The organism is Dactylosporangium sp. NPDC051484, assembly GCF_040689395.1.
Lineage (GTDB): Bacteria > Actinomycetota > Actinomycetes > Mycobacteriales > Micromonosporaceae > Dactylosporangium.
Window position 1 is genome coordinate 720,333 of the sequence record NZ_JBFAZX010000001.1, and the last position, 25,526, is coordinate 745,858.

Below are 25,526 nucleotides of genomic sequence, written 5' to 3' on the forward strand. Positions count from 1 at the left end.
ACTTGTGACACCGCGTAGACTCACGTCCCGTGATTCGGCTTGACCACGTGACGAAGACGTATCCGAAGGCGTCTCGCCCCTCCCTTGACGATGTCTCCGTCAACATCGAGAAGGGCGAGTTCGTCTTCTTCATCGGTCCCTCCGGCTCAGGCAAGTCCACGATCATCAAGTTGCTGCTGCACGAGGTGACCCCTAACCGGGGCAAGGTCGTCGTGAACGAGCGCGATGTGACCTCGATGCGCTCGTGGCGCATTCCCGCGTTCCGCCGCCAGATCGGCTGCGTGTTCCAGGACTTCCGCCTGCTGCCGAACCGCACGGCCTACGAGAACGTCGCGTTCGCCCTCGAGGTGATCGGCAAGTCAAAGGGCGTCGCCCGCCGCGTCGTCCCCGAGGTGCTCGAGCTCGTCGGTCTCGGCGGCAAGGAGCACCGCTACCCCCACGAGCTCTCCGGCGGTGAGCAGCAGCGCGTCGCGGTGGCCCGGGCCTTCGTCAACCGTCCGCTGATCCTGCTGGCCGACGAGCCGACCGGAAACCTCGACCCGGACACGTCGATCGAGATCATGCGGCTGCTGGACCGGATCAACCGCACCGGCACCACCGTCGTCATGGTGACGCACGACTCCAACATCGTGAACCAGATGCGACGCCGGGTCGTCGAGATCGAAAGTGGCCGAATCGTGCGGGACCAGCCCCGCGGTGTTTACGGCTGACCTCCGGCCGTAGTCCGCACCGCCCCCTGTCCTCCTGCTGGGTCCGCTGGGAAGGAACCCCCACCCGATGCGCGTGAGATACGTCCTGTCCGAGGTCCTGACCGGACTTTGGCGCAACGTCACGATGACCATCGCGATGATCATCACGATGACGGTGTCGCTGACCATGCTGGGCGCGAGCCTGCTGCTCTTCCTCCAGGTCGGCAAGATGGAAGACTACTTCTACCAGCGCATTGAGGTGTCCGTCTTCCTCAAGGCCGACGTCACGGACGAGCAGCGCAACAACATCGACAGCGCTCTGAAGGCCGACGCCCTGGTCGACTCGTACAAGCACGAGACCAAGGATGAGGCCTGGGACCGCTTCAAGGTGCAGTTCAAGGACGCTCCCGACCTCGTCAGCGCGACCAAGCCGGAGTCGCTGCCCGAGTCGTTCCGGATCAAGCTCAAGGATCCGAACAAGGTCCTGGCTTTCAGCGACCAGTTCCGCACCCAGGATGGCGTCAGCGACATCGTCGACCAGAAGCAGCTGCTCAAACGCGTCTTCGACCTGTTGGGGGCGCTGCAGACGCTGGCTCTGACGGTCGCGGTGGTCCAGGGCGCGGCGGCGCTGCTCCTGGTGGCCAACACGATCCAGGTCGCCGCATACAGCAAACGGCGCGAGGTCTCCGTCATGAAGCTTGTCGGCGCCTCGAACTGGTTCATCCAGATGCCGTTCGTGCTGGAGGCGGTCTTCGCCGGCCTGATCGGCGCGATCCTGGCCTTCGGTGCCCTCGTGGCCGCGAAGATAGTCTTCATCGACGGCTCGTTGAAGGCTCTGACATTAGCCCTGCTGCCGGTCGACTGGAGCAACATCTGGCTGATGCTGCCCGTTCTGTGTGGCGCGGGCGGCCTGGTCAGCGCCGTCACGGCCTGGGTCACGCTGCGCTTCTACGTGCGCGTCTGACGTAGCGCCGTTCCCGGCCGCGAGGGCGGATCCCCGGACACGGGGGTCCGCCCTCCGCCGTTTCGGGCGCCCGCCGCGATGTCCGGCGGTGCCATAAATGCTCTTGCCCGGCGCGATAGTCTTCAGACCGGTCGAGAAAACTCTGGAGGGGTCGATGCCGCGCGAAAAGGGGCGCAAGCTGGTCGCGTCCAACCGGAAGGCGCGCCACGACTACGAGATTCTCGACACGTTCGAGGCCGGCATCGCGCTGACCGGAACAGAGGTCAAGTCGCTGCGGGCCGGACGGTGCTCGCTCGTGGACGCGTTCGGGCAGATCTCCGACGGCGAGGTCTTCCTCCATGCGATGCACATCCCTGAGTACACGATGGGCACCTGGACCAACCACCCGCCCCGGCGGATCCGGAAACTGCTGCTGAAGCGCCAGGAGATCGAACGCATCGGGGTGAAGGTGCGGGAGAGTGGCCTGACGCTGGTGCCGCTGTCGGTGTACTTCGCGGACGGGTGGGCGAAGGTCGAGCTCGCGCTGGCGCGGGGCAAGAAGGCGTACGACAAGCGTCAGACCCTGGCGAAGCGCGACGCCGACCGAGAGATCGCCCGCGTCATGGGCCGCCGTGGCAAGGGCAACGCTGAGTAGATGCGCATTCGCGCGTGAGTAGCGCGCGGCCATTCTGCAAGCAATGCGTTGAGGCCATATAGTCCCTCCGTGACCGAGTTTCGGGTCGATGTCGACCTCGAGCATCCACCGTCGCTGGTGTGGCGCGCATTCACCGAGGCCCGCCTGGTCACCGATTGGCTACCGACGACGCGGTTCACGGTGCGCGACGACGGCACCTTCACCTTCCGGGCCAGCGACCTGGCGGGGCTGGAGGACCCGATCGAGGGACAGCTCGTCACCGTCGAGGCCCCGCACCGGCTGGTGATGCGCTGGCAGTCCACCGACCTGCACACGGTCGTCGCGGTGACCCTCGCCGAGCGCGGCGAGGGCAGCCGCTTCACGCTCACGCAGAGCGGCTTCCTGGGTCGGCAGGGGACCATGCGGCGGGAGGCACTGCTCACGACGTACACCTCCCTGTTTGAAGGCCCGCTGGCGACCACCCTGGCGAAGATCGCCGCGCGAGCGGCCGAGCGGCCGCAGGACGTGACGCCGCCGCCCGAGCCGCCGGCCACGCCGTGGCGCAACCACGGCGGGCCGTTCAACCGGCTGCCCCGCCAGCCCAACGCGACGAGCCGCTCGGCCGCCGGCCCGCCCCTGGCCACACCGGTGCCCGGTTTCACCGCGGCCGACGTCACATCCACCGACGCCGAGCCGGCCGGCGTCCCCGCGCAGCGCGCCGCGTCCCACCCGGCCGCGGTACGCACCGCCAGGATGGGAACTCTCGCGGACCGGGGTGGCGCCGCGGTGCGCAACGGGTGGCGATGGCTGGCGGGGGCGCGGGACTGGTCAGCGGACCAGCGCAGCCAGGCGGTGGCCGCCGGGGCCGCCGTGCTGCTGCTGATGGCGATGGGCGGCATCTTGATCGGCAGGGCCACCGCGACGCACCCACCGGCGGCGCCGCAAACCGGCCGGGAGGGCCCCGGCCCGATTCATGCGACGATACCGGCCGCCACCGAGCAGCCCGCGCGCAGCGCGTCCCGCCCGGTCGCGCCCGCGACCTCGCGCTCGGCCACGCCGTCGTCCACACCTTCCTCCACACCTTCCTCCACGCCGCTCTCCGCCGCGTCCCCCGCTTCGTCGCTGGAGGACACCGCGGGGATCGCGCAGCTCGCCGCGGCGTACAAGACCGAGAATCTGACCCTGACCTCGTACCGCGTCACGGTCACGATCAGCAACCCGAGCCAGACCACGGCGAACGACTGGGCGGTCGGCATCGTCCTGCCCCTGCTCGACCTGACCGTCCGCAACGTCACCGGCGGCGTGATGACCCGCACGGGGCTACGGCTGACCTTCACCTCGGTGGACGCGACCCGAACCATCAAGCCGGGTGGCTCGGCGACCCTGCGCTTCGAGGTCGATGGCCTGGGCCTGCGCAACGAACCCTTCACCTGCACGATCGACGGCCAGAAGTGCTCCGGGATACCGGGATGAAACTCTGGCGGGGAGGCGTTACGCTTGATCAGTCGCACGAGGGGTGCGGCAGCCAACACCACCCGCGCGGGGGTGACTGGTTTCGACTTTGTTTGTGGCGATAGGGGAAGCGAGCCGAGGAAGCCGACGTTGTCTCGCGAATCAGTCGTCGGAAAGTTATAAGCGCCAACTACAAGCGCTCCGAACTCGCTCTCGCTGCCTAAGCTAGGGTGAAGTTCTGTCGGTCTGGGAGTGCCTTCGGCCCAGTAACCGGCATCAGCTAGAAGGCTGGCCAACCGAGTCCTGTCACGGGGCTCGCGCGGCGAGACTAATCGTGACTGGGCCCGTCATACCAACTCGCTCGCGTGATTGGTAGGGCCGAGTAGAGGCACAGCGAGCTGCGCTCGGAGAAGCCCTAACAAAGCGACGAAGGACCCGGGTTCGATTCCCGGCACCTCCACCATGGAGGGCGTAATCGAGCCCGCGCCAGCAAGAGCGGCGCGGAGGAGATCGCCATCAGAGGCGGGGTCACCGACATCGGTGGCCTCGCCTCTTGCTATCTCGGCCAAGGGCTTGACCTGGGCTTGGAGGTCGTCGGCCGCCACGAACGGCCCTTGGTCGTCGGCGTCGAGGTAGAGCCGGTGGAAGAACGTCCGGTTGAGCGCCTGGCGCGCCTTGGCCGTCGCCTGGCGGTACAGCTCGTGGGGGTCTCTGAGGAGTTCGAGAAGCTCGCGCATCCGATCCTGAGCACCTGCGGTGTCCGGGACGTGTTCGAGCTGTCTCGCGAGCCGGCCTCGCTCGTCACGGATGCCGCGGAGCCGCTGCGCGATTTTGTCCTGCGGCCAATCGGGATCGCGACCAGATCGAGGAAGCGGTCTTCCTGCGCGTTGAGCTTGGCGAGCTGCACCTTGATTCTGTCCTGGATTTCGGCTCGCGTGGCAATCGAGTGGCCGAGAACTTTTGCGACTCGCTGTCCGATTTTGCATCGTTAGCTCCACTGCTGAACGCCCCCTGCTCACGCAGGGGGCGTTCGCCGTTGGCGGCGGAGGATCCTTCGCGCTCGCTTTGCTAGCTCCCCGGTGAGTTTCGCCCACCACACCCGCTGAACACCGTGGTGGCGTCTACGGTGGGTTCGAGTAAGCAACGTATGCACGGTGCCCGCCGGACGGGGATCGTTCTACGGTGGGCCCTCGGCGCGGTGCCTCCGCATGATGCGGGTCTGCTGCTGTTTGCCGTCCGGATTGCGGGTTCGTCCCTCGCACCGGGCGCTTCGCGCCTTCCCCGGGGAGGTACCGGGCTCAGCCGTTGGTCAGTTTCGCCACGGCCCACTTGATGTCGGTGGAGATGTCGGCCTCCGACAGGCCCGTGAGGCGGGCGATCTCGGGCGGCGGAAACTGGTCGTAGTAGAAGAGAAAGAGCAGTTCCTGCTCCGATGGCGAGAGTCGGCGGAAGCGCGCGACCAGCACGTTGTCAGTGTCCGCCCATAGACGGGTGGCGACGCTCATCCCGACGACGTCTTGCAACAGCAGCTCGAAGTCGTCGGTGAGCAGGGTGTCGCTGGCCAGGAGCGCCTGGTTCACCTCGCGGACGACTTCGACCTTGACGTCGAGGTGCTGGGCGATTTCGGCGTCGGTCGGGTGCCGGCCGAAGTCATGCAACAAAAACTCCTCCGCCTCGCGGATCATGAGTCCGTAGTCGCGCAGGGCCCTCGTTACGCCAGTCTGCATCCCGGACCACAGGATTCCCCTGGCCACCGCCTTGATTCGCACCCAAAGGAAACCGGGCAGGTAGCCTCGTCGCGGATCGTGCTCCCGCACCGCCAGCACGAGGCCGAGGCCCAGAATCTCCTCGGCGAGGTCCGATCTGCGATAACGCCCGGCCACCGATTTCGCGATGCGCTGGGCCATCGGTACGCACTCTTCGATGATGGCGTTTTCCATCGCCCGTCTCACTGGATCGTCCTTCGGGAGATGCTGGAACTCGAGGCACCGGTCCCGCAACTGCCGGGCGACCTCGGTCGGCCGCAGCGGAGGAAACGCGTTGATCACGTGCTTGTAAGAGTGGTCGGGACGCAGGAATGTTCTGGTGAACCTTTTGATCAGGGTTTCGTCGGGCAGCACGCCGTGTTCCAAGTCGCGAACGTCGTCGATCGTGATACCAAGCTTGATCGCGAACTGGGCTCGGTTCCTGCGCTCTAGGACGCGGACGTCGGCGAAGTAGTCGGCGAATCGCTTGTAGCGGCTCGGGTCCTTAATGCCGCTCCATCCATGGCCGAGCCGCGACGCGATTTGGTCGAAGGTAAAGCCGGCGTTGGGCGCCTTGTCGAGCAGGTCAAGCAGGAACGCCTTGGTCGGCACGCCACGGCCGGCTCGGTACCGCGAGATCGTGGCCGGCGCGTGGCCGGTCAGCCGGGACAGCTCGACCGGGCGCATGCCTAGAGCCGCCAATGCGGCCTCGATGACATATTGCCCAGCCTGCCGACGTGACAGATTGGGCGGAATCACGCCGCTTTTTCGGTTTCGGGTCATGCCTGATAATTTATGCCAATAACCGAATATAGAAGATGAATCGTCCGATTTGTGACTCGCGCCTGAAATCGGGTAACCCGGCGAGCGTGGTTATCGTTGTGCCTATTCACCCTCGGGCTGTTCGGCCCTAATTAACACCAAACTTAACGACGCGACCCCCAGGCGGGAATGCGGTTGAACAGTCCGCTCGGCGCGCTGGCGTTAGGACTGCGCGCCGAGCGAGTTCGACATGATCAACAGAGCCGGGCCTCGGGTGGTGTCGGCTCGCTGCGTCGTCAGCTACTCGACCGCGACAAGGCCAGTCACCTGGCCAACCGTCGCATCGCCTGCTCGTGCATCGCTGGGAAAGGCCCCGGCGCGGCGAAGGGGGGCGAGCACTGCGATCCGCTCACCGGGGGCCTTCGGCGGGTGGACGAGATCTTGCGGCTGGGCATCGTGGGGGGCTTTCGCCTTCGTGGTTCCGCATTTCTCGCGCCGACCGGAAACGCGCCGAGGGTAAGAAACACAACGCCGCCCTCATCTGCCTCGCCCGACGACGCGTCGACGTCCTCTACGCCATGCTCCGCACCAAGCGCCCAGACCAGCACAGAACAGCGGACGAACCACGCCTCGCGGCTTGACAAACCCATAGGGACACCCCGATGACCGCGGCGGGAGGTGCCCGCTCGGTTCGAGCTGTTCGGCGGCAACGCCGCGATCGGGGTCAACGCCGTTGCCGCCGGCCCGGGCGGGTTCGTGCTGGCCGGCAACCGTCACGGCGCGAACGGCCGGGCCGGCGCGGTGGTGTGGCGGTCGTCGGACGGCAGCCAGTTCTCCCTCGTCGACGGCGACCCAGCGCTCTCCTCGGACGCCGCCGCGATGACCGAGGCGAGCGCGGCTGCCGCACTGGCCGACGGTACGTGGCTGCTCGCCGGTGCCCTGCAGCGCCGCAACTCGCCCGGCGCCGCCCGCGAACCCCTGGCGTGGCGGTCGACGGACGGCGTGGCCTGGCAGCGCGAGGTGCTCCCGGACGCGGCAGGGGACACGGCGGTCGAACGGATCGCGGGCTGGTCGGACGGGGCGCTCGCGGTGGGGGTACGCCAAGGACGCTTCGCCTCCTGGCTCCGGGGTCACGCGGGCGGCTGGCAGTCGGCGCGACCGTTCGGATCGACGAGCGGCACCGAGGTGCCCCGGGTTGCCGGCCTGGCGGTCAGCGACGGCCACGCGGTAGCGGTGGTCTGCGACGGCACCACCTATCGCCTCTGGCTGACCACCGACGGGATCGGCTGGCGGCCGGTACCCGCGCCCGGCCGAACTGTCCTGCGGCCGGCAGCACCATCTCACGGTCACGCTGCGCGGTGGTGAGCTGCTGGCCGGTGTCGACGACGGTACGCAGGCCCGGCTGCTGCACGCGGCAGTCGACTGATCGCTCGATGTGGAAGCGCCGGAGTCGCGGCAGTTGGAGCGCTCCGGCCGACAGACGGAGATTTGGCTGGCGACTCTTCCGACTCGACGGCTCCGGCTATGTCGAGCACGCTGTAGTCGAAGCGGGCGGGGTGTTGACGGCGCGCGAGCCGTTCGTGTTTGAAGTCGACACCGGTGCTTTGCTGCATCGGGCACCGCGAACGCGGAGATAGGCGATCATCAAGACGGGCGCTGCGGCCAGCGGCGCGCGGATCGTGATCGGGCCTCGGCAAGGACCCGGCCGGTCAGCTGCTGGACCGCACCTCGCATGCGATGGCGGCGCTGCTCGACGCCGAGCCGGTGCCGTTCCCGGGTGGGTGCATCGAATTTGTGCTCGACCCGCCCGGTTTCGCGCCGCGGCTGCGCGAGGTGCTGCGCGACGAGTGATGTAGATCACGGCTGAGGAGTCGCCGGGAATGCGCTGGTGAATGGCTACCAGTGCATTCTCACACGTACCTCATGTCTGCAGAAATCGGGCGACTTCCGATGCAACTTCCACCCTTTCCGCAACCGCAGCTGGAATGCTGTAGTGCATGGTCCGGAGGTGGCGGAGTCGTATTTTGATCATCGTTTCGATCACGCTCATCGGCTTTCTTGGATTTACCGCGAGGTATTTCGTGTGGCCACGCCTGCCCGCGCTCCCGGCGCACTTCGATGCGATCGTCGAGCTGGCCGGGCCGGGCAACGACGACCGGGACCGGCTCGCGATCGAGCTGGCCAAGGCGCACCGCGCCGACTATCTCGTGCAGTCCACGCTGGAGTCCGACGCCGAATCGGGCCACTGCCTGCCGGCGGAGCCCGGTGTGACGGTGCTGTGTTTCCACCCCGACCCGAACACGACCCGCGGCGAGGCGCGGGCGATCGGTCGGCTCGCGCAGCAGTACGGCTGGCATTCGGTCGTTCTCGTGACGACCGCCGATCACGCATGGCGCGCGCGGTTGCGCGTAACCCGCTGTTTCCCCGGCCAGGTGTACGTGGCCACCTCGCATCTACCACCGCTCTACTGGTTCCGGCAGATTCCGTATCAATGGGCCGCGTCCGGAAAGGCGGAGTTCGTGCAGACGAACTGCTGACCGCGATCGACCTGTTGACCTGGAGCGCGCTCCAGGTGGCAGCGTCGACCGCATGAAAACGCGATTTCTGGGACACAGCGGCATCGAGGTCAGCGCGCTGGGCATGGGCTGCTGGGCGATCGGCGGCCCGTTCTGGAGCGGCGAGCAGCCGTTCGGCTGGGGCGAGGTCGACGACGAGGAGTCGATCCGGGCCGTGCACCGCGCGCTCGACCTCGGCGTCACGTTCTTCGACACCGCCAACGTCTACGGCGCCGGGCACAGCGAGCGGGTCCTCGCCCGCGCCCTGGCCGGCCGCCGGGACGAGGTCGTGATCGCCACGAAGTTCGGCGGGACCTTCGACGAGCGCACCCGCCAGGCGGGCCCCCAGGACGGCTCGCCGGCCGCCGTCGGCCATTCGGTGCGCGAGTCGCTGCGCCGGCTGGGCACCGACCGCATCGACCTCTACCAGTTGCACATCAACGAGCTGCCGATCCCGGCCGCGCTCGAGCTGGTGCCGGTGCTGGAGGACCTGGTCGCGCAGGGGCTCATCCGGGCGTATGGCTGGAGCACCGACCACCCCGAGCGCGCCGACGCGTTCGCGGCCGCGGGCCGGCATTGCACCGCGATCCAGGCCGACCTCTCGGTGCTGCGGGGCTCGTTCGGGGTGCTGCCCGTCGCCGAGCGCCACGACCTCGGCGTGATCGTGCGTGGGCCGCTGGCGATGGGGCTGCTCGGCGGGCGGTACACGGCGGACTCGGTGCTGCCCCGCGACGACGTGCGCGGGCTGAGCCCGGAGTGGATGACGTACTTCACCGACGGCCGCCCCACACCTGAGTTCCTGACCCGTATCGAGGGCATCCGCGACGTGCTGACCTCGGGCGGGCGCACCCTGGCGCAGGGCGCGCTGGCGTGGGTGTGGGCATACGATCCGCGGACGGTTCCGATCCCGGGCTGCCGCACGGTCGCCCAGGTCGAGGAGAACGCCGGCGCGCTGGCCCACGGCCCGCTGACGCCGTCCGAACTGGGCGAGGTGGAGAGGTTGATGGGCCGGGGATGAAGCCTGCCGAGGTCGGCGGCCAGACCACGGACAATCCTGACCATTCCTTTACCAGGTGTGGTCACGGGCGGCCGGCGAGCGCCGGTTCGGGGCGCTGGGTGGCCGCCTGGGAACGGCGGGCGCGGAAGGCGAGCATCAGCAGTACCGCACCCAGGAATGCCACGACCGCCGCGGACGCCGCGGTCACGTGCATGGCCGCGATGAACGCATGGTTGGCCGCGTCGGCGAGGTCCGGGCGTTGCAGCGCCTCGGCGACCGCGCGGGTGTGTTCCGCGGACGGCGAGGCGGCGTCGCGGGCCTCGGCCGGCAGGCTCGCCAGCGACGGCTCGATCCGGTCCCGGTAGGTCGTGGTGAGGATCGTGCCGAGCAGCGCGATGCCGAGCACGCTGCCCACCTGCCGGACGGTGTTGTTCACCGCCGACCCGGCGCCCATCCGGTCCAGCGGCAGGGCCGCGATGACGGCGGCCACGGTGGGCGCGATCGCCAGGCCCATCGCGGTACCGCTGACGAACCCGACGGTGCAGAAGTAGACCAGCGGCGTGTCGACGTCGAAGGTCAGGTTGGTGAGGAACGCGCCCGCGACGACGAGCAGGCCCACGCCGCTGACCAGGCCGACGCCGAAGCGCCGGGCCAGTCGGGCGCCCAGCGGGGAGCCGGCGGCGACGCCGAGCGCGCCGGGCAGGAAGGCCAGGCCGGTGTCCAGCGCGCTCATGCCGCGGGCGCCCTGCAGGTAGAAGTTGCCGTAGAACATCTGGCCGGTGATGCCGAAGAAGAGCGCGGCCAGGGCGAGGTTGCCGGCGCTGAACCGGCCGTTGCGGAATAGCCGCGGGTCGAACGACGGCTCGGGGGAGCGCCACTGGAAGACGGTGAACAGCACGAGCAGCGCGAGGCCGAGCGCGACCGGGCCCCACACCCGCCAGCGGGCCCAGTCGGTGTCCTGGCCGGCCTCGATGAGCCCGTATGCGAGGAGTGCGAGCCCGGCCGTGGACAGTGCCAACCCGACCGGGTCAGGGCGTCGCCGCTGCGCCAGCTTCGGATTCGGTACGGCGACCGCGACCCCGATCAGCGCCAGCGCGACGACGGGCAGATTGACCAGGAAGACCGAGCCCCACCAGAAGTGGTCCACGAGCACGCCGCCGAGCAGCGGGCCGAGCGCCACGCCCACGCCGCTGGAGGCCGACCACGCGGCGATCGCCCCGGCCCGGCGCTCGGGTGGGAAGGTCGCGCCGATGATCGCCATCGAGGTCGGCATCATCATCGCGCCGCCCAGGCCCATCAGGCCGCGGGCCAGGATCAGGCCGGTCGCGCCGCCGGCCAGATGCTGGCTTTCGGCGGCCCAGACCGACGCGGCGCCGAAGCAGAGCAGGCCGAGCACGAGGATCGTGCGGTGGCCGTAGCGGTCGCCGAGCGCGCCGGCGGCGAAGAGCGCGGTGGCGAAGACCAGCGCGTACGAGCCGACGGCCCACTGCAGTTCGCCCGGCGTCGCGCCGAGGCCGGTGCGCGGGTCCGCGATGCGCTCCAGGGCGATGCCCAGGATGGTGGTGTCGATCCAGATGAGTACCGCGGCGATCACGAGGACCGACAGCACTCGGCGCTGCCGGGGTACGTTGATTGACAGGTCCCTGACGGTCACGTTTGCCACGTTCGCAGGAATGACAGGTACCTGTCAATAGCCCGGCGGCGCACAATGGTCGCGTGAACGCCGCCTCGGACGCCTGCTCGACCTTCCTCGTCCGGCACGCCTGGCTCGCCCTGCGCGGGGTCGTGGCCGAGGCGCTGGTCCAACACGATCTGTCGGTCGCGCAGTTCGCGTCGCTGCTGATGCTGGACGAGGCGCCCGGGCTCTCCGTGGCGGACGTGGCGCGCAAGGTCTCAACCGCCCGCCAGTCGGCCAACGAGATGCTCGGCGGGCTCGAGCGGGCCGGCCTGGTCGAGCGCCGCCCGCACCCCAGCGACCGGCGCTCGCAGCAGATCTTCCTGACCGAGGCGGGCCGCGCCCGGCTCGGCGAGGCGATGCCGACCGTCCGGGCCGTCGAGGCCCGGCTCGCGGCCGGCTTCACCCCGGAGGAGCTCGCCGTCGTCAACGCCTGGCTGGTCCGGATGACCGAGGCCGCTGCCGCGGATGGCGAGGAGATCCCCACGCTCTGATCTAGACAGGAGTGTGTTCCAAGTCACATCATGGATGGGGCGGGAGGTGCGGCATGGAACTGCTCGACGGCATTCAACTCATGCAACACGCCATCCAGACGCCGGTCGGCGACCCGGCGTGGCGGCCCGAGGTGAGCCGCGCGGTGGCACAGCTCAAAGCGGCCTTCGCCGAACACGTCGAGGTGACGGAGGGCCCGGCGGGCCTCTACGCGGGCGTGATCAACGATGCGCCGCGCCTGGCGTCGTATCTCGACGATCTCGTGGGCGAGCATCGCTCGGTCTGGACGGCGCTGGACGAGCTGGAGGGCCCTCTGGCGGACCCGCACTCGCACGAGTGGGTCCGCGAGCACGTGGACCTGCTCATCCGTGAGGTGTGGCAGCATCGCCAGCGCGGCGCCGACCTGCTGTACGAGGCCTATGTGACCGACCTCGGCGGCGAGACCTGACGGTCCGCTTACGGCCACCCGCGGCGCGGGGTCCGCCGCGGCGCGCGCTCTACGCTCGAACGATGGGGCAGCGCGTGCTCGTCGTGGACGACGATCCGACCGTCAGCGACGTCGTCCGGCGATACCTGGAGCGGGCGGACTTCAGCGTCCGGCTCGCCGGCGACGGCCAGGCGGCGCTGGACGCCTACCGCCTCGAACGCCCCGACCTGGTGGTGCTCGACCTCATGCTGCCCGGCATCGACGGGCTGGAGGCCTGCCGCCGGCTGCGCACTCAGGACCCCGGCCTGCCGATCATCATGCTCACCGCGCTCGGCGAGGAGTCCGACCGCGTGCTGGGCCTGGAGATCGGCGCCGACGACTACGTCACCAAGCCCTTCTCACCCCGCGAGCTGGTCCTGCGCGTGCAGTCCGTCCTGCGCCGCAGCGCGTTCCCGCAGGCGCAGGCCGGCGAGCTCGTCGACGCAGACCTGCGGGTCGACGTCGCGCGGCGCCTGGCGACCCTGCGCGGCCGGGAGCTGGCGCTCACCGTGCGCGAGTTCGACCTGCTCGTGTTCCTGATGCGCAACCCCGGGCGGGTGCTGCGCCGCGCCGAGCTGCTGGAGCAGGTGTGGGGCTGGACGTTCGGCGACCAGTCCACCGTAACCGTCCACATGCGACGGCTGCGGGAGAAGGTCGAGGACGACCCCGCCGATCCCCGGCGCATCCTGACCGTCTGGGGCGTCGGATACCGGTACGAATATGCGTGACGTCCTCTACACCTTCCTGATGGCGCTCGGCGGCTCGCTCGCCGTCGCCGTCGCCGGCCTCGGCGTGCTTCGGGCGCTGCGCGGCCGCTCCGTCACCGCGCACATCGGGGTGATCCTGCTCGTCACCGTGCTGAGCGTGCTGACCGGCATCCTCGGCGCGGCGATGCGGATGTTCATCTCCGACCACGACCTGCACGTGCTGCTCATCGTCGTGGGCACGGCGGCCACCGTCTCGCTCGCCGTCGGGCTGTGGTCCGGCCGGCGCCTCGCCCGGGCCAGCATGTGGGCCGCCGAGGCACGCGAGCGGGAGCGCGAGGCCGAGGCGCGCCGGCGCGAGCTCGTCGCCTGGGTCTCGCACGACCTGCGCACCCCGCTCGCCGGCCTGCGGGCCATGGCCGAGGCGCTCGACGACGGCGTCGTGTCCGACCCGCAGACCGTCGCCGACTATCACCGACGCATCAGCGCCGAGACCGACCGCATGGCCGCGCTCGTCGACGACCTGTTCGAGTTGTCCCGGATCAACGCCGGCGCCCTGCGGCTGTCGCTGTCCGACGTGCCGCTCGGCGACGTCATATCCGACGCCATCGCCTCGGCGACGCCGTTGGCCGCCGCCGGGAACATCCGGATCGTCGCGGAGCCTTCCGGGGGTACCGCCGGCTGGCCCGTCGTCCGCGGATCCGTCCCCGAGCTGTCCCGGGTCGTGAACAACCTCATCCGCAACGCCATCCGCTACACCCCGCCCGACGGCACCGTCACGGTCACCGGCGGACAGGACACCGGGGGCGGCTGGCTGGCCGTCAGTGACACGTGCGGCGGCATTGCGGAGGCCGACCTTCCGCGGGTGTTCGACGTGGCGTTTCGCGGGGCACCGGCGCGTACCCCCGCGAAGGACGCGGGCGGCGGACTCGGCCTCGCCATCGTGCGCGGCCTCGTCGAGGCCCACCACGGCGCCGTGGCCGTCGACAACGTCGGCGAGGGCTGCCGCTTCGTGGTGCGGCTACCTACCGCAGACCGTCCAGGGCGTGCCGGCACGGGTCATCAGGCCGCTCCGGCAACCGCGGGATGACGTCGAGCAGCACCCGCCGCAGCCGGTCGGTGTTCTCGGCGAAGACCCGGAAGACCTCCTCCTGGGTGACGCCGTGGTCCCCCTCCACGCCCGCGTCGAGGTCCGTGACCAGCGCGATCGACGTGTAGCACAACGCCAGCTCGCGGGCGAGCACTGCCTCTGGGTGGCCGGTCATGTTCACCACCGCGCCGCCCATGCTTGTGTACCAGCGCGACTCCGCCCGCGTGGAGAAGCGCGGCCCCTCGACCACCACCATCGTGCCGTCGCCGGCCTCGATGCCGTGCTCGGCGGCCACCTTCGCCACCACGGCCCGCCCGGTCGCGCAATACGGGTCGGCGAAGTTCACGTGCACGGCCCCGTCGTCGTAGAACGTCTGCACCCGCCCCGACGTTCGGTCGATCAGCTGGTCGGGCACCACGAACGTGCCCGGCCCGAGCTCCGGCCGCAGCCCGCCCACCGCGCACGGCGCCAGCACCTGCGCCACGCCCAGCTCCCTGAGCGCCCACAGGTTCGCCCGATAGGGGATCCGGTGCGGCGGGTACTGATGGTTCCGCCCGTGCCGCGGCAGAAACGCCGTGCGCCGCCCGCCAACCGAGGCGATCGTGATCGCGTCCGCCGGTGGGCCATACGGCGTGTCGACCACGTGTTCCTCGGCGTCGTCGAGCAGCGAGTAAAGCCCCGAGCCGCCGATCACGGCGACGTCCGCGAGTGAGGTCACGGAACAGACCCTAACCGGGACGCTCGGGTCAGGCTATGGTGCGAGACATGACCCTCGCACCCCGCTTCGCGAAGATCCACCCGGCGCGTCCGATCACCGGCCGCCCAGTCGGTGATGTTTGCTGGTGGGGCTGATGTCCATGCACGGGGATCTCGGTGGGATGGAGGGGCATTCGTCCGGCCAGCCCCCGACCGGCCGCGGCTCACCGCGGCCCGGATCAAGCAACGGCCGGGGCGCGTCCAGAAAGCGGCGAGGGAGGGCGATGGAGTCGTTGACCGGGCGATTGCTGGTGGCGACGCCCGCGCTCCGCGACCCGAACTTCGAGCGCACCGTGGTCCTGGTGGTGGCGCACGAGGAGGGCGGCGCGCTCGGCGTCGTGCTCAACCGCGCGACCGAGGTCCAGGTGGCCGACGTGCTCGGCGGCTGGGGCGCGCTCGCGGGTGAGCCGCCGGTAGTGTTCGAGGGCGGCCCGGTGCAGCCCGAGGCGGCCATCTGTCTGGCCCGCACCCGCCCCGGCGTGGAGGACTTGGCCGGCTTCAACCGCGTCTCCGGCGCCGTGGGCACCGTGGACCTCTCCGGCGACCCCGACCTCCTGGTGGCCGGCGTCCTGGGCGTCCGCGTCTTCGCCGGCTACGCCGGCTGGTCCCCCGGCCAGCTGGAACGCGAAATCGAGGGCGGCTCATGGTTCGTCTTCGACGCCCTCCCGAGCGACGCGTTCGCCCCCCGCCCCGACGACCTGTGGCACATGGTCCTGCGCCGCCAGGGTGGCCTCATGGCCGCCGTGGCCCACTACCCGGCCGACCCGACGCAGAACTAGACCACCCGATGTGACCCCCCTCCGCAAGGTGTGTACTATTCCGTGAGTGCCCGCGAGAGCGGCACAAACCAGATGGGGCCGTGGCGCAGCTGGTAGCGCACCACACTGGCAGTGTGGGGGTCAGGGGTTCGAGTCCCCTCGGCTCCACCCATCTGAAGACACGGCGAACGCCCTGGTCACCGCATCGCGCGGGGAACCAGGGCGTTGCTCGTTTCAGGGCCTAACCCTTCGCCGTGCTAGATCTGTGCCAGATCACGCCGCGAGACGCTCGGCGGCGTCCTCCAAAAGGGCGTCGAGGGCCGCTGCGATCTCGTGATCGCGGTCACGGGTGGCGTGCTGGTAGATCATGGCCGGCTCGCTCGGCCGCTCGCCGCGGACAGGCCCACGCCTGTCGGCTGGCGCGGATCGCGCTTCATCGGGCCGCCGACCACGACGCGGGCGGGCGGCGCGCGAGTACGCCGGGCCGCTCCTCCGAGGTCAAGGGCGCTTCGCGTCGCAAGCGACGGCTCTGCGGCCGCCCTTGACCTCGGAGCCTCTGCGCCCCTTCGGGCAGGTGGTCGCGGGCAGGCCGGTGGCCTGCCCGTCCAATGCCGCGCGCCACCACGCCCCGCGCCGTGGCGCCGCATAGCCCGCGCCGACGACGTCTCGGCGAGCGTCAAAGCTGAGTTGACAGCCAGTCCCACAGCGCACCATCCGTGACGTAGCACCGTCACCATGAAATTGGCTCTGTGCAGTCAGCGGAGCCAGCAGACGGGCCGAGCTACACAGCGGGTGAGATGTCGGGTATCCGAACGTTAGATCAAGCGGCCGATATGGGGTTGATTGGGTGATTAGTCCGAAAGCGGAACCTAGAAACTGTCGTACCCATGTGCGATCGTAGGGATCACCGGCCGAGGGAGGTACCCGTGACGCCTACCCAGCACCGAGTACGTCATGCCACGACGCCGCAGCCCAACGCATGCCGTTGGTGCGGTGTTCCTGAGCATGAACACGGACAGCGATGGGCGCCGTCCAAGCGGTGGCATGTGTGGGAAGTGCCTACGCCAGCACAGCGAAAAGCTCGAATGCTTTCGCGACGAGCACTAAGAGTCCAGGGCCGCTAACTTCTCCAGCTCCAAGAAGACGTTGCGCAATTCCGCAGGAACCTCATCGGCGCTCCTAAGGCTGCGAGCCATCTCGTACATCATCGATGCTTTCGACGTTGGTCCATTCTCACTGTTAGTCTTGAAGAGTTCGAGAAGTTGGGTGCTGAACTTGCCATTCCTGGGCGCCTCAATGTCGCTTGGGACCCAGGACCTTGAGTCAGTTCGAGGCCAAACGGAGTTCGCCACGCTGCACCATTGCGTGTCTGTAAACAGATACTCAAGTTCCTTGTCTGGGTCGCCAAGAGGTCGGACGTGGCTGATATTTAGCCCCTCTTTGGCGAGATTAGCCTTACTGAAGATCTTAAGCTTCTGGCTGTCAGCGTCGACGACCAGCAGAACCTGACGCTTCGACCTGGCCAAGTACCCGATGAACTTGAGGGCACCTTCGTTATTGTTGCAGCCGACAATGACAATTCCGGCGGAATGGATGGGCCGGCCCGTGCAGAGCCGGAACAACAGCGGAAAGCACTGCTGCTCTGTCACCCCTTCCACTCCGACAAAACAGCGCTCATGTAGGAGCACAGTGTTCCGTAGCCCCAGCGCGGCGGCTATATCGGACAAGTGCTGACCATTTGTGGCATCATCAAGGTCCGACAGCAGGGCGTCCATACGAGTCCGCTCGCGATCGAGACTAAGGTGAACAATGTCCTCGATCGCGGCACCGTCGACCAGGTTCATCGAGTGCGTAGCGATCATCATCGAAACGCCCGGAACCGCGCATTGTTCGCGAATTAGCTTCATAACACGCCGCTGCTGGAGATAGTCTAGATGCGTGTCCGGTTCGTCATACGCGAGGACGACGTGCTGCAGTTCTTCCGCCACCGTTTGATCTTCTGCATCCTTCCGAAGCAGATCACTCGTCCATTCCCAGATAGCTAGACTAATTCGACGAGCACGACCGGCACCAACCGCGCTAAGGCTCACGGCCTCGCCGTTCGTGCGAGCGAGTAGGAGCTTGGTGGACCGGAGTCCCGAGGTGAAGGATACGACCGGCTCGACGTCTACAAGCACAAGGTCGGAACACCGCTGCTTAATGTGATCGATCAGACCTTGAGCATCGTCGCGCACCCGCTTCGCGAGTTCGCTTTCCAAATTGTGAACCTGTTGCTTAAGGTCACCATCTTCAAGGTGAACTTTGTAGCGGCTATTCAAAGCCGCCTTCACCACCAATTCGGCCGACTCTGCGTCACCAAAACGCAGGAATCTGGGCAATGCGTACTTGATGCCGTTCGAGGCGACCGACCAGGCCTCAGTCTTTGGCTGGGTTTCAGCGAACTCTTCTAGCGCAGAAAGCCAACTGCTCTTTGTCCGCGCGTCGGAAGCAGCCACGACGCCGAGGTCTTCGGCGATCTCTTTAAGCTGTGACAATGATTTCGTACCGAGTTCTCGCAGGTTTTCGTTTTCCGGTACAATACTCAGAACTTCAAGCTTGACCCCGCCATCGACGACAGAAATGCGGCGAATCTTAACGCGACTTGGCAAACCTAGGTCGGCTTGCTCCTTTTCAGATACTGAGAACTCACCCTCAACGCATGTCGTGCCGACTCGTTTCTCGCCGTGCTCCGTGTTGGACTCAACCTCGGAATTGATCGTAGCAGTCGACGACTCAAACGTACGGTCTTCATCGCTGACCGAATAGACTCCGAGCAGAAATGCCAGTGCATCCAACGTCGCCGACTTACCGCTATCGTTGTGGCCAGTCAGGATCGTGGGACGCCGCACAGGAATTGGGCCGACCGCCTCTAGGCTGCGGAACCCGGCGATCGACATCGACATGAGTTGCATCAAGGTCCTCCCACGCCCCTTACGCCTGCCGCACGGAGCGAATGCCTGATCGAGCTTCCACGAGCCCTCGGGTCTAGCACAGTCGGCCAGCACCTACCGCGCAGGCGCGCCGAAGAGTTCAGAACCTGACCAAATGGGCGACGCCTATGTACCTAGGCGCGACCGGCATGCTAGCCGATCGGCCGCAAGGGTCACCTCCGATCCTCAAACTACCGTCCGTGAATGCTATGTAGCCCTACGTTACTGCGACATATGCCTATAAGAGCCCTCGTTGTGCAAATCACTCGCGCGTTCAAATGTGAGCCCGTATCGTCGATCGTCGGCGCTTTGCAGACCGGCCAAGACCTATGTTCCCGTTCATGGAGCAGACCTAATGGATCTTCACAATCTGGACGACGTAACGCGAGAGATCATGATCAGCGAGTTCCAGCAGGATCTTGATACAGGCAGACTTTATCTGGGTCGACGCCTGAACAGCAGGGGACACCAGCGGTGGCCCGAGATTCTTGCGGACGCTCTGAGATGCGGGGGTCCCGCATCTCTCGCTGATCTGATCCGCGCGGAGCGCCTGCTTCTCGCGCGTGAAACGTACCAGCGCAATGGCAAGCCTTACGAGAAGAAGGTTCCTGTCAACGCGGCAGACACCCTGGCGGAGGGTGAGTTTGTCCGTTTCTACATGAGAGCCGTATGCGTTCGTGCGATCAGTGCCATGATGAAGGTTCAGGTCTACCGAGCGAAGGCTGTCAACGACCCACGACTTGAGTCAGCTCTCAAGATCGGCCAGTTGATCGACCCTGCGGCGCTTCTTGACGATCTTCGAATGCACGTCGGTGTCGAGACAGCGCTTGGACTGCCGCCGGGTCCGAACTCGGGCCTCTGCGTCCGGCTGAGCTGAGTAGGAGCGCAGGTTCGACTCTGTCTCGGGCGTGCCAGATCCGTGCCAGATCGGTCAGTGGATTGAGGGGCGTGGCGGGGAAGAGCGGGGAAGTTCCAGCTAATCGGCGCCTTGAGTCGGTGGCAGGTCGGGCGGCGTTACGGGCACAGTCCTGGCAGTGTGGGGGTCAGGGGTTCGAGTCCCCTCGGCTCCACTCATCGATCGGCGCTCCCTGCTCAAAGGCGGGGGGCGCCTTTTTCGCCTTCGCGATTCGTGGATTCTTCGCGCTCGCTTCGCTCGCTCCGGGCGGGGGCTTCGCCACCCGCACCCCCGTGTCGGTGGTCTCCCTTATCGGTTCCGTTGCGCGCGTTCTTGCTTGGTGTTCGCCTTCGCTTCGCTCGGCTTTGCTTGGCCTTCGGCCTTTGCCTTTTTGCTCTTGTTCGTTGGGGTTTTGGCCGTTGCTCCCGTCAGGCACCGGTCGGCGCTGGGGCGCCTCCCTGCCGACTGCGTGGATAGTTGCGGTTTTTGCCTCCGGCGGGGCCTGCCGGCCGGGATCCCGGCGGGTGGACCGAGTGCGCCGGGTCGACGAAAAGTCGTCGCGCCGACTCCGATGAGGCCTACGGCAGAGGCCTCAGTTCGCAACGGTGGGCGGTGTTCGTCTGCATCTGTCCGGTGTTCAGTGTTTGATCAGCGGCGTAAGGTCGATCTCGACGTCGTGGCCGGCGGTGGTGACGACCACGCGCGGACGGTCGCCGGCCGCGGCGAGGTAGCTGGCGAGTGTGGACAGCAGCATGTCGGGGCGGCTCTCGATGCGGCTGATTTCCGACTGCGCGACGCCCATGGCCCTGGCGAGTTCGACCTGCGTGAGGTCTGCAGCTTTTCGTACCGCGGCCAGGTTTTCGGCATAGATGCGGTCGGCCTCGGCCATCTCGGCGCGGATGCCGTCGACACGGTCTGCGGCACTGTGCCGTGCCCGTAGGCGGGCAATGCGTGTCTGGGCGGCTTCTGCGCCGACGAATGTGGTGGACTCGGCGTGGTTCGGCTGGTTAGTCGTCGTCGCCTCCATCGGTCTGTCTGAGGTGGTCCTGGCCGGCGGTAGCGACCGGCTCGTGGCGCGGAAGCCGCCGACGGTCGCCGTCGGGGTTCTCGGCGCTCATACTGTCGGTTATGGATCTGCAAGTGCGCGCGGACGACGGTTGTCGCCTGTGGGCGAACAGCACCGGTGATGGTGACCCACTGGTTCTCTGTCACGGGGGTCCGGGCCTGTGGGACTACTTCGATGACGTTGCCGAGCTTTTGCGCGGTACGGCGCGGGTCGTCCGGTGGGACCAGCGCGGCTGTGGGCGTTCTGAGCTATGCGGCCCTTACTCGGTCGCCCGGTCGATCGCCGACCTCGACGCGGTGCGGGAGCAGTCGTCCGTAGCGCGAATGGCTTTGCTGGGGCATTCGTGGGGTGCGCACCTGGCGTTGCGGTACGCCATTGAACATCCCGACCGGGTCAGCCACCTCATCTACGTCTCCGGAACCGGCGTTGATCCCGAACGCGGTTGGCACCCGCACTACGAACGCAACCTGCGCCTGCGGCTCGGCAACCGTCTGGGCCGGTGGGAGGCACTCAGCGCCCGCACTCGCACGCCAGCAGAGGACCGCGAATGGGCTGTGCTGCAATGGTCGGCCGACTTCGCTGACGGCAGCGCGGCGCTGCGACACGCCGAGCGCATGGCCACGCCATGGCTGGGCATCAATTACGACGGGGCACTGACCGCCCGGCCGCTGGTGGCACAATCGCGCCGAGGAGGCAACGCATGAGCGCGTACCAGGCCCGAATTCCCGCCTGGGTGACCGGCGAGGCCGAGGAGCCGGAGAGCGTCTCCACGCTGCTGTACCTCGACGAGGTCGAGTCGATCGAGTCGGTGCGCGACGTCCTGCGGCTGTGGTACGGCACCGCTGGCGGCGCGCTGCTCGCAGCCGCCGTTCCCGAGGGCTGGGCCCCGCCGCGCCCGAGCGTCTCGGCCACGCAGTGGGTCTCCATCGCCGAGGACCGAGTCGCCGGGGCCCGGTTCACCCGCTGGGACCAGGGGCTCAACGAGCAGCTCTACCACCTGCAGGGCAACTGGTGCTTCGACAGCGAGGAACCCTACATCCCGTACGCGGTGAGCACGTTCGCCTCCCGCTCCCACCTCGACGGTCCGCGGCAGCTCGTGCTGCGGGCCGGGGCCAGCTTTCCACCGCTGCGGGAGGAGGGCGTGCTGGCCGCCGCCGTCGAGCTGGTCCGTGTCGTCGCCGACGCCGCAGATCTCGCCTACGGCCAGATCTCCTTCAGCGCCATGCCGGACCGGTTCGATCCCTACCAGCCCGGCCTCAACGCCGGAATCAACCGCGACCCACGCAAGGCGACGGAGCCGGCCCGGGCCGCGCTGCGCGGCTACGACTGGGTCACCGTCGTACCGCCGGAACTGGTCGAGCGGCTGGGCGGCGCCGACGCGCTGCGGGCCACCGGCGCCTTCCACCGGGTCGTCGGTCTCGCCCACGGCGGCGCGCTGGCGCAGGCCACCGAGTCGCCGCGGGCGTTCACCCGGGAGGCCGCCCGGGCTGTCGCCGACGCGCTGCGGCCGGTCTTCGCGTCTGTGCGCACCGCCGAGTCGTGGGGCGTCGAGGTAACCGATGACGTGGCCGGGATGGTGCGGCAGTGGCGCATCGAGGGCTACGGCTACACGGACCTGGCCCTGGTGGCCGACCGCATCCTGGGCTCCGACGCGGGAACGGACTGGCGGCTCGGCATGGCCCTGTGCCGGGAGAGCGCCGTAGTCCTCGGTGAGGACGCCGACGAGTGCCCGTGGAGCTGACTTGGGTTGAGGCCGGAGCGCGGATATACATAGATCCACGCGCATGGCCTTGCACTGCTGCGTGCCCAACTAGTTTGCCCTAGGGGGACTGCCGATGCCGGGACCACCGGTGCCATCACATCGACGATTATTGTCGCCACGGGTTGGGGCTCAACGGCGCACGTGGCACAAGTGAGGTATCGGCTGCTCGGTCGTGACGCTGTCAGCATCGACGACTGCATCGCGGATGTTCGGCGGGTGGTCGAGCAGTTCGGGCAACTGGCCGCGTTGCGCGGGCTCGAAGCACCGCATCTGGCCTCGGGCGGCAGTTCGGCCGGCGCTCATCTTGCGCTTGTCGCAGCGATGATCGCCCAGGATGGGCCCACTCCGGGACCGAAGTCCGGCATCGCGGCCGTCGTGGCCCTCAACCGTCAGGCAGCCTCGATCGCACGGTGGCCCCCGTCTACGCCACCGTGCGATCAGACGCGACAGTGCTTATGCCGCGCGGGCGGGTTCGCTCTTGAGCCGAACCCGCGTCTTCCAGGCTGTGTTGATCAGTTCCCGGCGACCTTCGCGTGCCGCTTCTCCACGGCCTCCTGCTGCTCGGCTGTGGGCAGCACGCCGGCTTCGCTCTCCGCGGTGGCCTTGGTGACCACCATGAACCGCATCGCTGTCTCCTTGTGTCAGGGTGCCTTCTCACCTATACGTCGAACGGGGGTCGGCCTACTCGACACCCTGCCAGAAGTTTTTTGCCGACCCGCTATGACGGGCTCGGCGGGTCGGCGTGCGGAAGCGTCGGGGGTCCTAGGCAGTTCATGCTGCGGGCCGGGGCCAGCTTCCCTCCGCCGCGGGAAGAAGGGCGTTTTGGCTGCCGCCGTCGCCCACGGCGGCGCGCTGGCGCAGGCCACCGAGTCGCCGCGGGCGTTCACCCGGGAGGCCGCCCGGGCTGTCGCCGACGTGCTGCGGCCGGTCTTCGCGCCTGTGCGTACCGCCGAGTCGTGGGGCGTCGAGGTAACCGAGGACGCGGCCGGGATGGTGCGGCAGTGGCGCATCGAGGGCTACGACTACATGGACCTGGCCCGAGTGGCCGACCGCATCCTGGGCTCCTACGCGGGAACGTACTGGTGGCTCGGCATGGCCCTGTGCCGGGAGAGCGCTGCGGTCCTCGGTGAAGTGCCCGTGGAGCTGACTTGGGGTTGAGGCCGGAGCGCGGATATACATAGATCCGCGCGCACTTCGTCCCCTCCTCAATCCGAGTAGACGTGGCGGCCCCGGGATCTGGTGCACGCGGCCTAGACCGCCGCGCGGACGGCGGTCGCCGTTCCGGAACTGCCCGGGCTGAAGGGCATGGACATGCCGCAGGTGCCGTGGTCGGGCTTATAGCCACGGGCCGGTCAGGACGGGCACCGGCATCACCCGCCGTCGACTCGGCCGTCTGAGCCTGCTCAGAGCGCGGCGCGCTCGTTCAGCGTCTGGCTGTCCAGTGGGAGCTCGAGCCGGGTCCGAGTGCCGCCGCCGGCCGGGCTGTCCAGCGTGAGCCGCCCACCCAGTGCCTCGACCCGGTCGACGAGGCCGATGAGGCCCGAGCCGCGCTCCAGCGCCGCTCCGCCGACGCCGTCGTCGGCGACGGTGACGCGCACGCCCGCGGCGTCCGAGGCCACGCTCACCGTCACCGCCTCGGCCTGGGAGTGCTTCGCGGCGTTGGCCAGGGCCTCGGAGACGGCGTAGTAGACGGCGATCTCGACCGGCTCGGGAAGACGAGCCACGCCGGCCACGTCGAGGCTGACCGGGATCGGTGAGCGGCAGGCCAGCGCCCCCAGGGACGGGCCGAGGCCGGATCGGGACAGCAACGCGGGGTGCAGGCCCTGCGAGAAGACCCTGATCTCCTCCAGCACGCCGTCAGGTCGCGGACCACCTCGTCGAGCCCCGCGCGGGCCTCGGGCGCGAGCGTGGAGCCGGCCTGCAGCGCGCGCAGCTCGAGGCCCACGGCGACGACCCGCTGCTGGATGCCCGCCGGGCCAGCGTCTCGATCGCCCACTCCTCGACCGGCTTCTCGCGCCGGGTCGGCCCATCGCCGAGCAGCCGGTGCAGGGCGGCGAGGTGCCGGTCCGCCTCAGCCGCCCGGCCCTGCACCGTCAGGACCCGCATCCCGGCGCCGGCGGCCGGCCCGGCGAGGCCCGCCAGCAGCGCCGACTTGCCGGTGCCCAGGTCGCCCAAGACGAGCGGCGCCCGCTCCTCGGGCCCGCCCGGGTCCAGCAGGGCCAGTAGCCGGGAAAGCTCCTCGTCGCGACCCTCCAGAACGATCGTCGGCAGCGGCGGAACGTGCGGACATGTCTGGTCCTCCCGTGGTGCCGCACGGTTCGTGCGGCCACTCCATTGGACCGTCCGGCCGCGGCCGGGACATCGTCAGAACTGGTGACCCGGTCTCAGGCCGCCGCGCTGCGCGAGGTGCTCAAGATCAGAAATGGTGAACGTGGGGGCTGTGTCGCTGATCCTAGCCGGCTTCCCAGCTGAGTCGAGCGGGTATTGCGCTTGGTCGGGATTGAGCAGCGACGCGGGGACGTCGGGATAGACGCTCAGAAACAGGATGTACCGGCCGCCCTCACGCAGCGGCTTGGCGCCTGCCTCACGGAACGTCTGTCCGTCGAGCGTTCCGCCAAGCTGCTTGATCGCAACCGTGCTGCCGACCTTGACATCGCCCTTGTACACCTTGTGCGCATCTGCTTGAAACACCGTCACGACCATCGGTGTGGCGGTGGCGTCTTGCCCCTTGTCCGCACCGGCGTTCGGGTTCAATTGCGGGTCGTTCGCCGGTGGGGTCGAAGAGCGCAGATATTGCGTTTTCGTTCCCTGGTTGACGGTAGCCTCAATTACGAGGTCGGCTTTGTTGAACAATGCCGGCAAGTCGGAGTATGCGGGGTAGTCGGCGTTGTATTCGACGACCTGCTGCTGGGCCGTCACCGCGGACGGCGTGTCGTTGTGACCGCAGCCGGCCAGCGCCATAAGAAGCACGCCAGTTGCAGCGATCGAGCGAAACGTCCCGGTGGACAATTGACTTCCTCGTCTCACGAGTAGAGGTTGCCGACACCACGTCAGACGTTGCCGAACGCGCATCGGTTCCCCAGCCGCCCGGGGTTGATCCGGCGCCGGCGACCGGT

The 25,526-nt window shown here is 68.2% G+C and carries 26 protein-coding genes, 1 tRNA gene, 1 other RNA gene and 1 pseudogene; 20 read left to right on the forward strand and 9 right to left on the reverse strand.

The genetic code is table 11. From position 1 onward, the window contains the following. The first annotated feature begins 29 nt into the window (after positions 1 to 29). The 6 genes from ftsE to AB0367_RS03510 all read left to right on the forward strand — a co-directional run bounded on the left by ftsE (position 30) and on the right by AB0367_RS03510 (position 4,710). Positions 30 to 710, forward strand: a complete 681-nt coding sequence (gene ftsE / locus AB0367_RS03485; RefSeq protein WP_190251422.1) for a cell division ATP-binding protein FtsE — start codon at positions 30 to 32, stop codon at positions 708 to 710. A gap of 67 nt (positions 711 to 777) precedes the next feature. After that, positions 778 to 1,653 (forward strand): permease-like cell division protein FtsX, encoded by an 876-nt coding sequence (gene ftsX, locus AB0367_RS03490; protein WP_366224540.1) that lies wholly within the window; start codon positions 778 to 780, stop codon positions 1,651 to 1,653. Positions 1,654 to 1,807: 154 nt separating this feature from the next. Continuing rightward, positions 1,808 to 2,287, forward strand: a complete 480-nt coding sequence (smpB, locus tag AB0367_RS03495) for an SsrA-binding protein SmpB (RefSeq protein ID WP_366224541.1) — start codon at positions 1,808 to 1,810, stop codon at positions 2,285 to 2,287. A gap of 69 nt (positions 2,288 to 2,356) precedes the next feature. After that, a complete protein-coding gene (locus AB0367_RS03500; protein ID WP_366224542.1) occupies positions 2,357 to 3,739 on the forward strand; it encodes an SRPBCC domain-containing protein in 1,383 nt (460 codons plus the stop codon). A gap of 68 nt (positions 3,740 to 3,807) precedes the next feature. Then, positions 3,808 to 4,181, forward strand: a transfer-messenger RNA (tmRNA) gene (gene ssrA, locus AB0367_RS03505). Positions 4,182 to 4,302: 121 nt separating this feature from the next. Beyond that, positions 4,303 to 4,710, forward strand: a complete 408-nt coding sequence (locus tag AB0367_RS03510) for a hypothetical protein (RefSeq protein ID WP_366224543.1) — start codon at positions 4,303 to 4,305, stop codon at positions 4,708 to 4,710. 306 nt (positions 4,711 to 5,016) lie between these two features. Here AB0367_RS03510 and AB0367_RS03515 read toward each other — a convergent pair whose 3' ends face one another. Further along, on the reverse strand, positions 5,017 to 6,246 hold the full coding sequence (locus tag AB0367_RS03515) for a sigma-70 domain-containing protein (protein WP_366224544.1): 1,230 nt from the start codon (positions 6,244 to 6,246) through the stop codon (positions 5,017 to 5,019). A gap of 467 nt (positions 6,247 to 6,713) precedes the next feature. On the opposite strand from AB0367_RS03515, the pseudogene AB0367_RS03520 reads away from it, so the two are divergent. The 4 genes and pseudogenes from AB0367_RS03520 to AB0367_RS03535 form a co-directional block, all read left to right on the forward strand. Further along, positions 6,714 to 6,866, forward strand: a pseudogene (locus AB0367_RS03520) (IS110 family transposase); the annotation flags it as partial. A 37-nt stretch (positions 6,867 to 6,903) separates the two neighbouring features. Beyond that, the gene (locus AB0367_RS03525; RefSeq protein ID WP_366224545.1) at positions 6,904 to 7,590 is read left to right on the forward strand and encodes a hypothetical protein; all 687 of its coding nucleotides are present in this window, start codon (positions 6,904 to 6,906) and stop codon (positions 7,588 to 7,590) included. Between the two features lie 632 nt (positions 7,591 to 8,222). After that, positions 8,223 to 8,762: a YdcF family protein gene (locus AB0367_RS03530; RefSeq protein WP_366224546.1), complete on the forward strand. Its 540-nt coding sequence runs from the start codon at positions 8,223 to 8,225 to the stop codon at positions 8,760 to 8,762. Positions 8,763 to 8,814: 52 nt separating this feature from the next. Next, positions 8,815 to 9,798, forward strand: a complete 984-nt coding sequence (locus AB0367_RS03535) for an aldo/keto reductase (protein WP_366224547.1) — start codon at positions 8,815 to 8,817, stop codon at positions 9,796 to 9,798. 61 nt (positions 9,799 to 9,859) lie between these two features. Here AB0367_RS03535 and AB0367_RS03540 read toward each other — a convergent pair whose 3' ends face one another. Further along, positions 9,860 to 11,431 carry an MFS transporter gene (locus AB0367_RS03540; protein ID WP_366224548.1) on the reverse strand — a complete coding sequence of 524 codons (1,572 nt, stop codon included), beginning with the start codon at positions 11,429 to 11,431 and terminating at the stop codon, positions 9,860 to 9,862. Between the two features lie 62 nt (positions 11,432 to 11,493). On the opposite strand from AB0367_RS03540, the gene AB0367_RS03545 reads away from it, so the two are divergent. The 4 genes from AB0367_RS03545 to AB0367_RS03560 all read left to right on the forward strand — a co-directional run bounded on the left by AB0367_RS03545 (position 11,494) and on the right by AB0367_RS03560 (position 14,204). Further along, positions 11,494 to 11,946, forward strand: coding sequence for a MarR family transcriptional regulator (locus AB0367_RS03545; RefSeq protein ID WP_366224549.1), 453 nt, complete (start codon positions 11,494 to 11,496; stop codon positions 11,944 to 11,946). Between the two features lie 53 nt (positions 11,947 to 11,999). Continuing rightward, on the forward strand, positions 12,000 to 12,392 hold the full coding sequence (locus tag AB0367_RS03550) for a hypothetical protein (protein ID WP_366224550.1): 393 nt from the start codon (positions 12,000 to 12,002) through the stop codon (positions 12,390 to 12,392). A gap of 62 nt (positions 12,393 to 12,454) precedes the next feature. Next, on the forward strand, positions 12,455 to 13,138 hold the full coding sequence (locus tag AB0367_RS03555; RefSeq protein WP_366224551.1) for a response regulator transcription factor: 684 nt from the start codon (positions 12,455 to 12,457) through the stop codon (positions 13,136 to 13,138). Beyond that, positions 13,131 to 14,204, forward strand: coding sequence for a HAMP domain-containing sensor histidine kinase (locus tag AB0367_RS03560; protein WP_366224552.1), 1,074 nt, complete (start codon positions 13,131 to 13,133; stop codon positions 14,202 to 14,204). The genes AB0367_RS03555 and AB0367_RS03560 overlap by 8 nt, the downstream gene beginning before the upstream one ends. On the opposite strand, the gene AB0367_RS03565 is transcribed toward AB0367_RS03560, so the two are convergent. After that, complete coding sequence (locus AB0367_RS03565; RefSeq protein WP_366224553.1) at positions 14,140 to 14,922, reverse strand: S-methyl-5'-thioadenosine phosphorylase; 783 nt, start codon at positions 14,920 to 14,922, stop codon at positions 14,140 to 14,142. The two genes, AB0367_RS03560 and AB0367_RS03565, sit on opposite strands and share 65 nt — an antisense overlap. A 262-nt stretch (positions 14,923 to 15,184) precedes the next feature. Between AB0367_RS03565 and AB0367_RS03570 the strand changes: the two genes are divergently transcribed. Next, the gene (locus tag AB0367_RS03570; RefSeq protein ID WP_366224554.1) at positions 15,185 to 15,739 is read left to right on the forward strand and encodes a YqgE/AlgH family protein; all 555 of its coding nucleotides are present in this window, start codon (positions 15,185 to 15,187) and stop codon (positions 15,737 to 15,739) included. A 74-nt stretch (positions 15,740 to 15,813) separates the two neighbouring features. Next, a tRNA-Ala gene (locus AB0367_RS03575) sits at positions 15,814 to 15,886 on the forward strand. 105 nt (positions 15,887 to 15,991) lie between these two features. On the opposite strand, the gene AB0367_RS03580 is transcribed toward AB0367_RS03575, so the two are convergent. Both AB0367_RS03580 and AB0367_RS03585 read right to left on the reverse strand, forming a co-directional pair. After that, positions 15,992 to 16,087, reverse strand: a complete 96-nt coding sequence (locus tag AB0367_RS03580) for an integrase (RefSeq protein WP_366224555.1) — start codon at positions 16,085 to 16,087, stop codon at positions 15,992 to 15,994. Positions 16,088 to 16,821: 734 nt separating this feature from the next. Further along, the gene (locus tag AB0367_RS03585; protein ID WP_366224556.1) at positions 16,822 to 18,669 is read right to left on the reverse strand and encodes a TOPRIM nucleotidyl transferase/hydrolase domain-containing protein; all 1,848 of its coding nucleotides are present in this window, start codon (positions 18,667 to 18,669) and stop codon (positions 16,822 to 16,824) included. Positions 18,670 to 19,042: 373 nt separating this feature from the next. Here AB0367_RS03585 and AB0367_RS03590 point away from each other — a divergent pair, with 373 nt between their 5' ends. Beyond that, complete coding sequence (locus AB0367_RS03590) at positions 19,043 to 19,564, forward strand: hypothetical protein (RefSeq protein ID WP_366224557.1); 522 nt, start codon at positions 19,043 to 19,045, stop codon at positions 19,562 to 19,564. 655 nt (positions 19,565 to 20,219) lie between these two features. Here the strand turns inward: AB0367_RS03590 and AB0367_RS03595 are convergent. Next, a complete protein-coding gene (locus AB0367_RS03595) occupies positions 20,220 to 20,609 on the reverse strand; it encodes a helix-turn-helix transcriptional regulator (RefSeq protein ID WP_366224558.1) in 390 nt (129 codons plus the stop codon). A gap of 101 nt (positions 20,610 to 20,710) precedes the next feature. On the opposite strand from AB0367_RS03595, the gene AB0367_RS03600 reads away from it, so the two are divergent. The 3 genes from AB0367_RS03600 (at position 20,711) to AB0367_RS03610 (ending at position 23,568) form a co-directional block, all read left to right on the forward strand. Next, a complete protein-coding gene (locus AB0367_RS03600; RefSeq protein ID WP_366224559.1) occupies positions 20,711 to 21,352 on the forward strand; it encodes an alpha/beta fold hydrolase in 642 nt (213 codons plus the stop codon). Beyond that, on the forward strand, positions 21,349 to 22,389 hold the full coding sequence (locus AB0367_RS03605; protein ID WP_366224560.1) for a type VI immunity family protein: 1,041 nt from the start codon (positions 21,349 to 21,351) through the stop codon (positions 22,387 to 22,389). Before AB0367_RS03600 ends, AB0367_RS03605 begins: the two co-directional genes overlap by 4 nt. Positions 22,390 to 23,232: 843 nt before the next feature. Beyond that, entirely contained in the window at positions 23,233 to 23,568 is a 336-nt protein-coding gene (locus AB0367_RS03610) for a hypothetical protein (RefSeq protein WP_366224561.1), read from the forward strand. Positions 23,569 to 23,813: 245 nt separating this feature from the next. Here the strand turns inward: AB0367_RS03610 and AB0367_RS03615 are convergent, their stop codons facing one another. From AB0367_RS03615 to AB0367_RS03625, 3 genes are all read right to left on the reverse strand, one after another. Further along, on the reverse strand, positions 23,814 to 24,263 hold the full coding sequence (locus AB0367_RS03615) for an ATP-binding protein (RefSeq protein ID WP_366224562.1): 450 nt from the start codon (positions 24,261 to 24,263) through the stop codon (positions 23,814 to 23,816). Positions 24,264 to 24,267: 4 nt separating this feature from the next. After that, complete coding sequence (locus AB0367_RS03620) at positions 24,268 to 24,681, reverse strand: AAA family ATPase (RefSeq protein WP_366224660.1); 414 nt, start codon at positions 24,679 to 24,681, stop codon at positions 24,268 to 24,270. Positions 24,682 to 24,774: 93 nt separating this feature from the next. Continuing rightward, a complete protein-coding gene (locus AB0367_RS03625; RefSeq protein WP_366224563.1) occupies positions 24,775 to 25,419 on the reverse strand; it encodes a hypothetical protein in 645 nt (214 codons plus the stop codon). Positions 25,420 to 25,526: the final 107 nt, after the last annotated feature.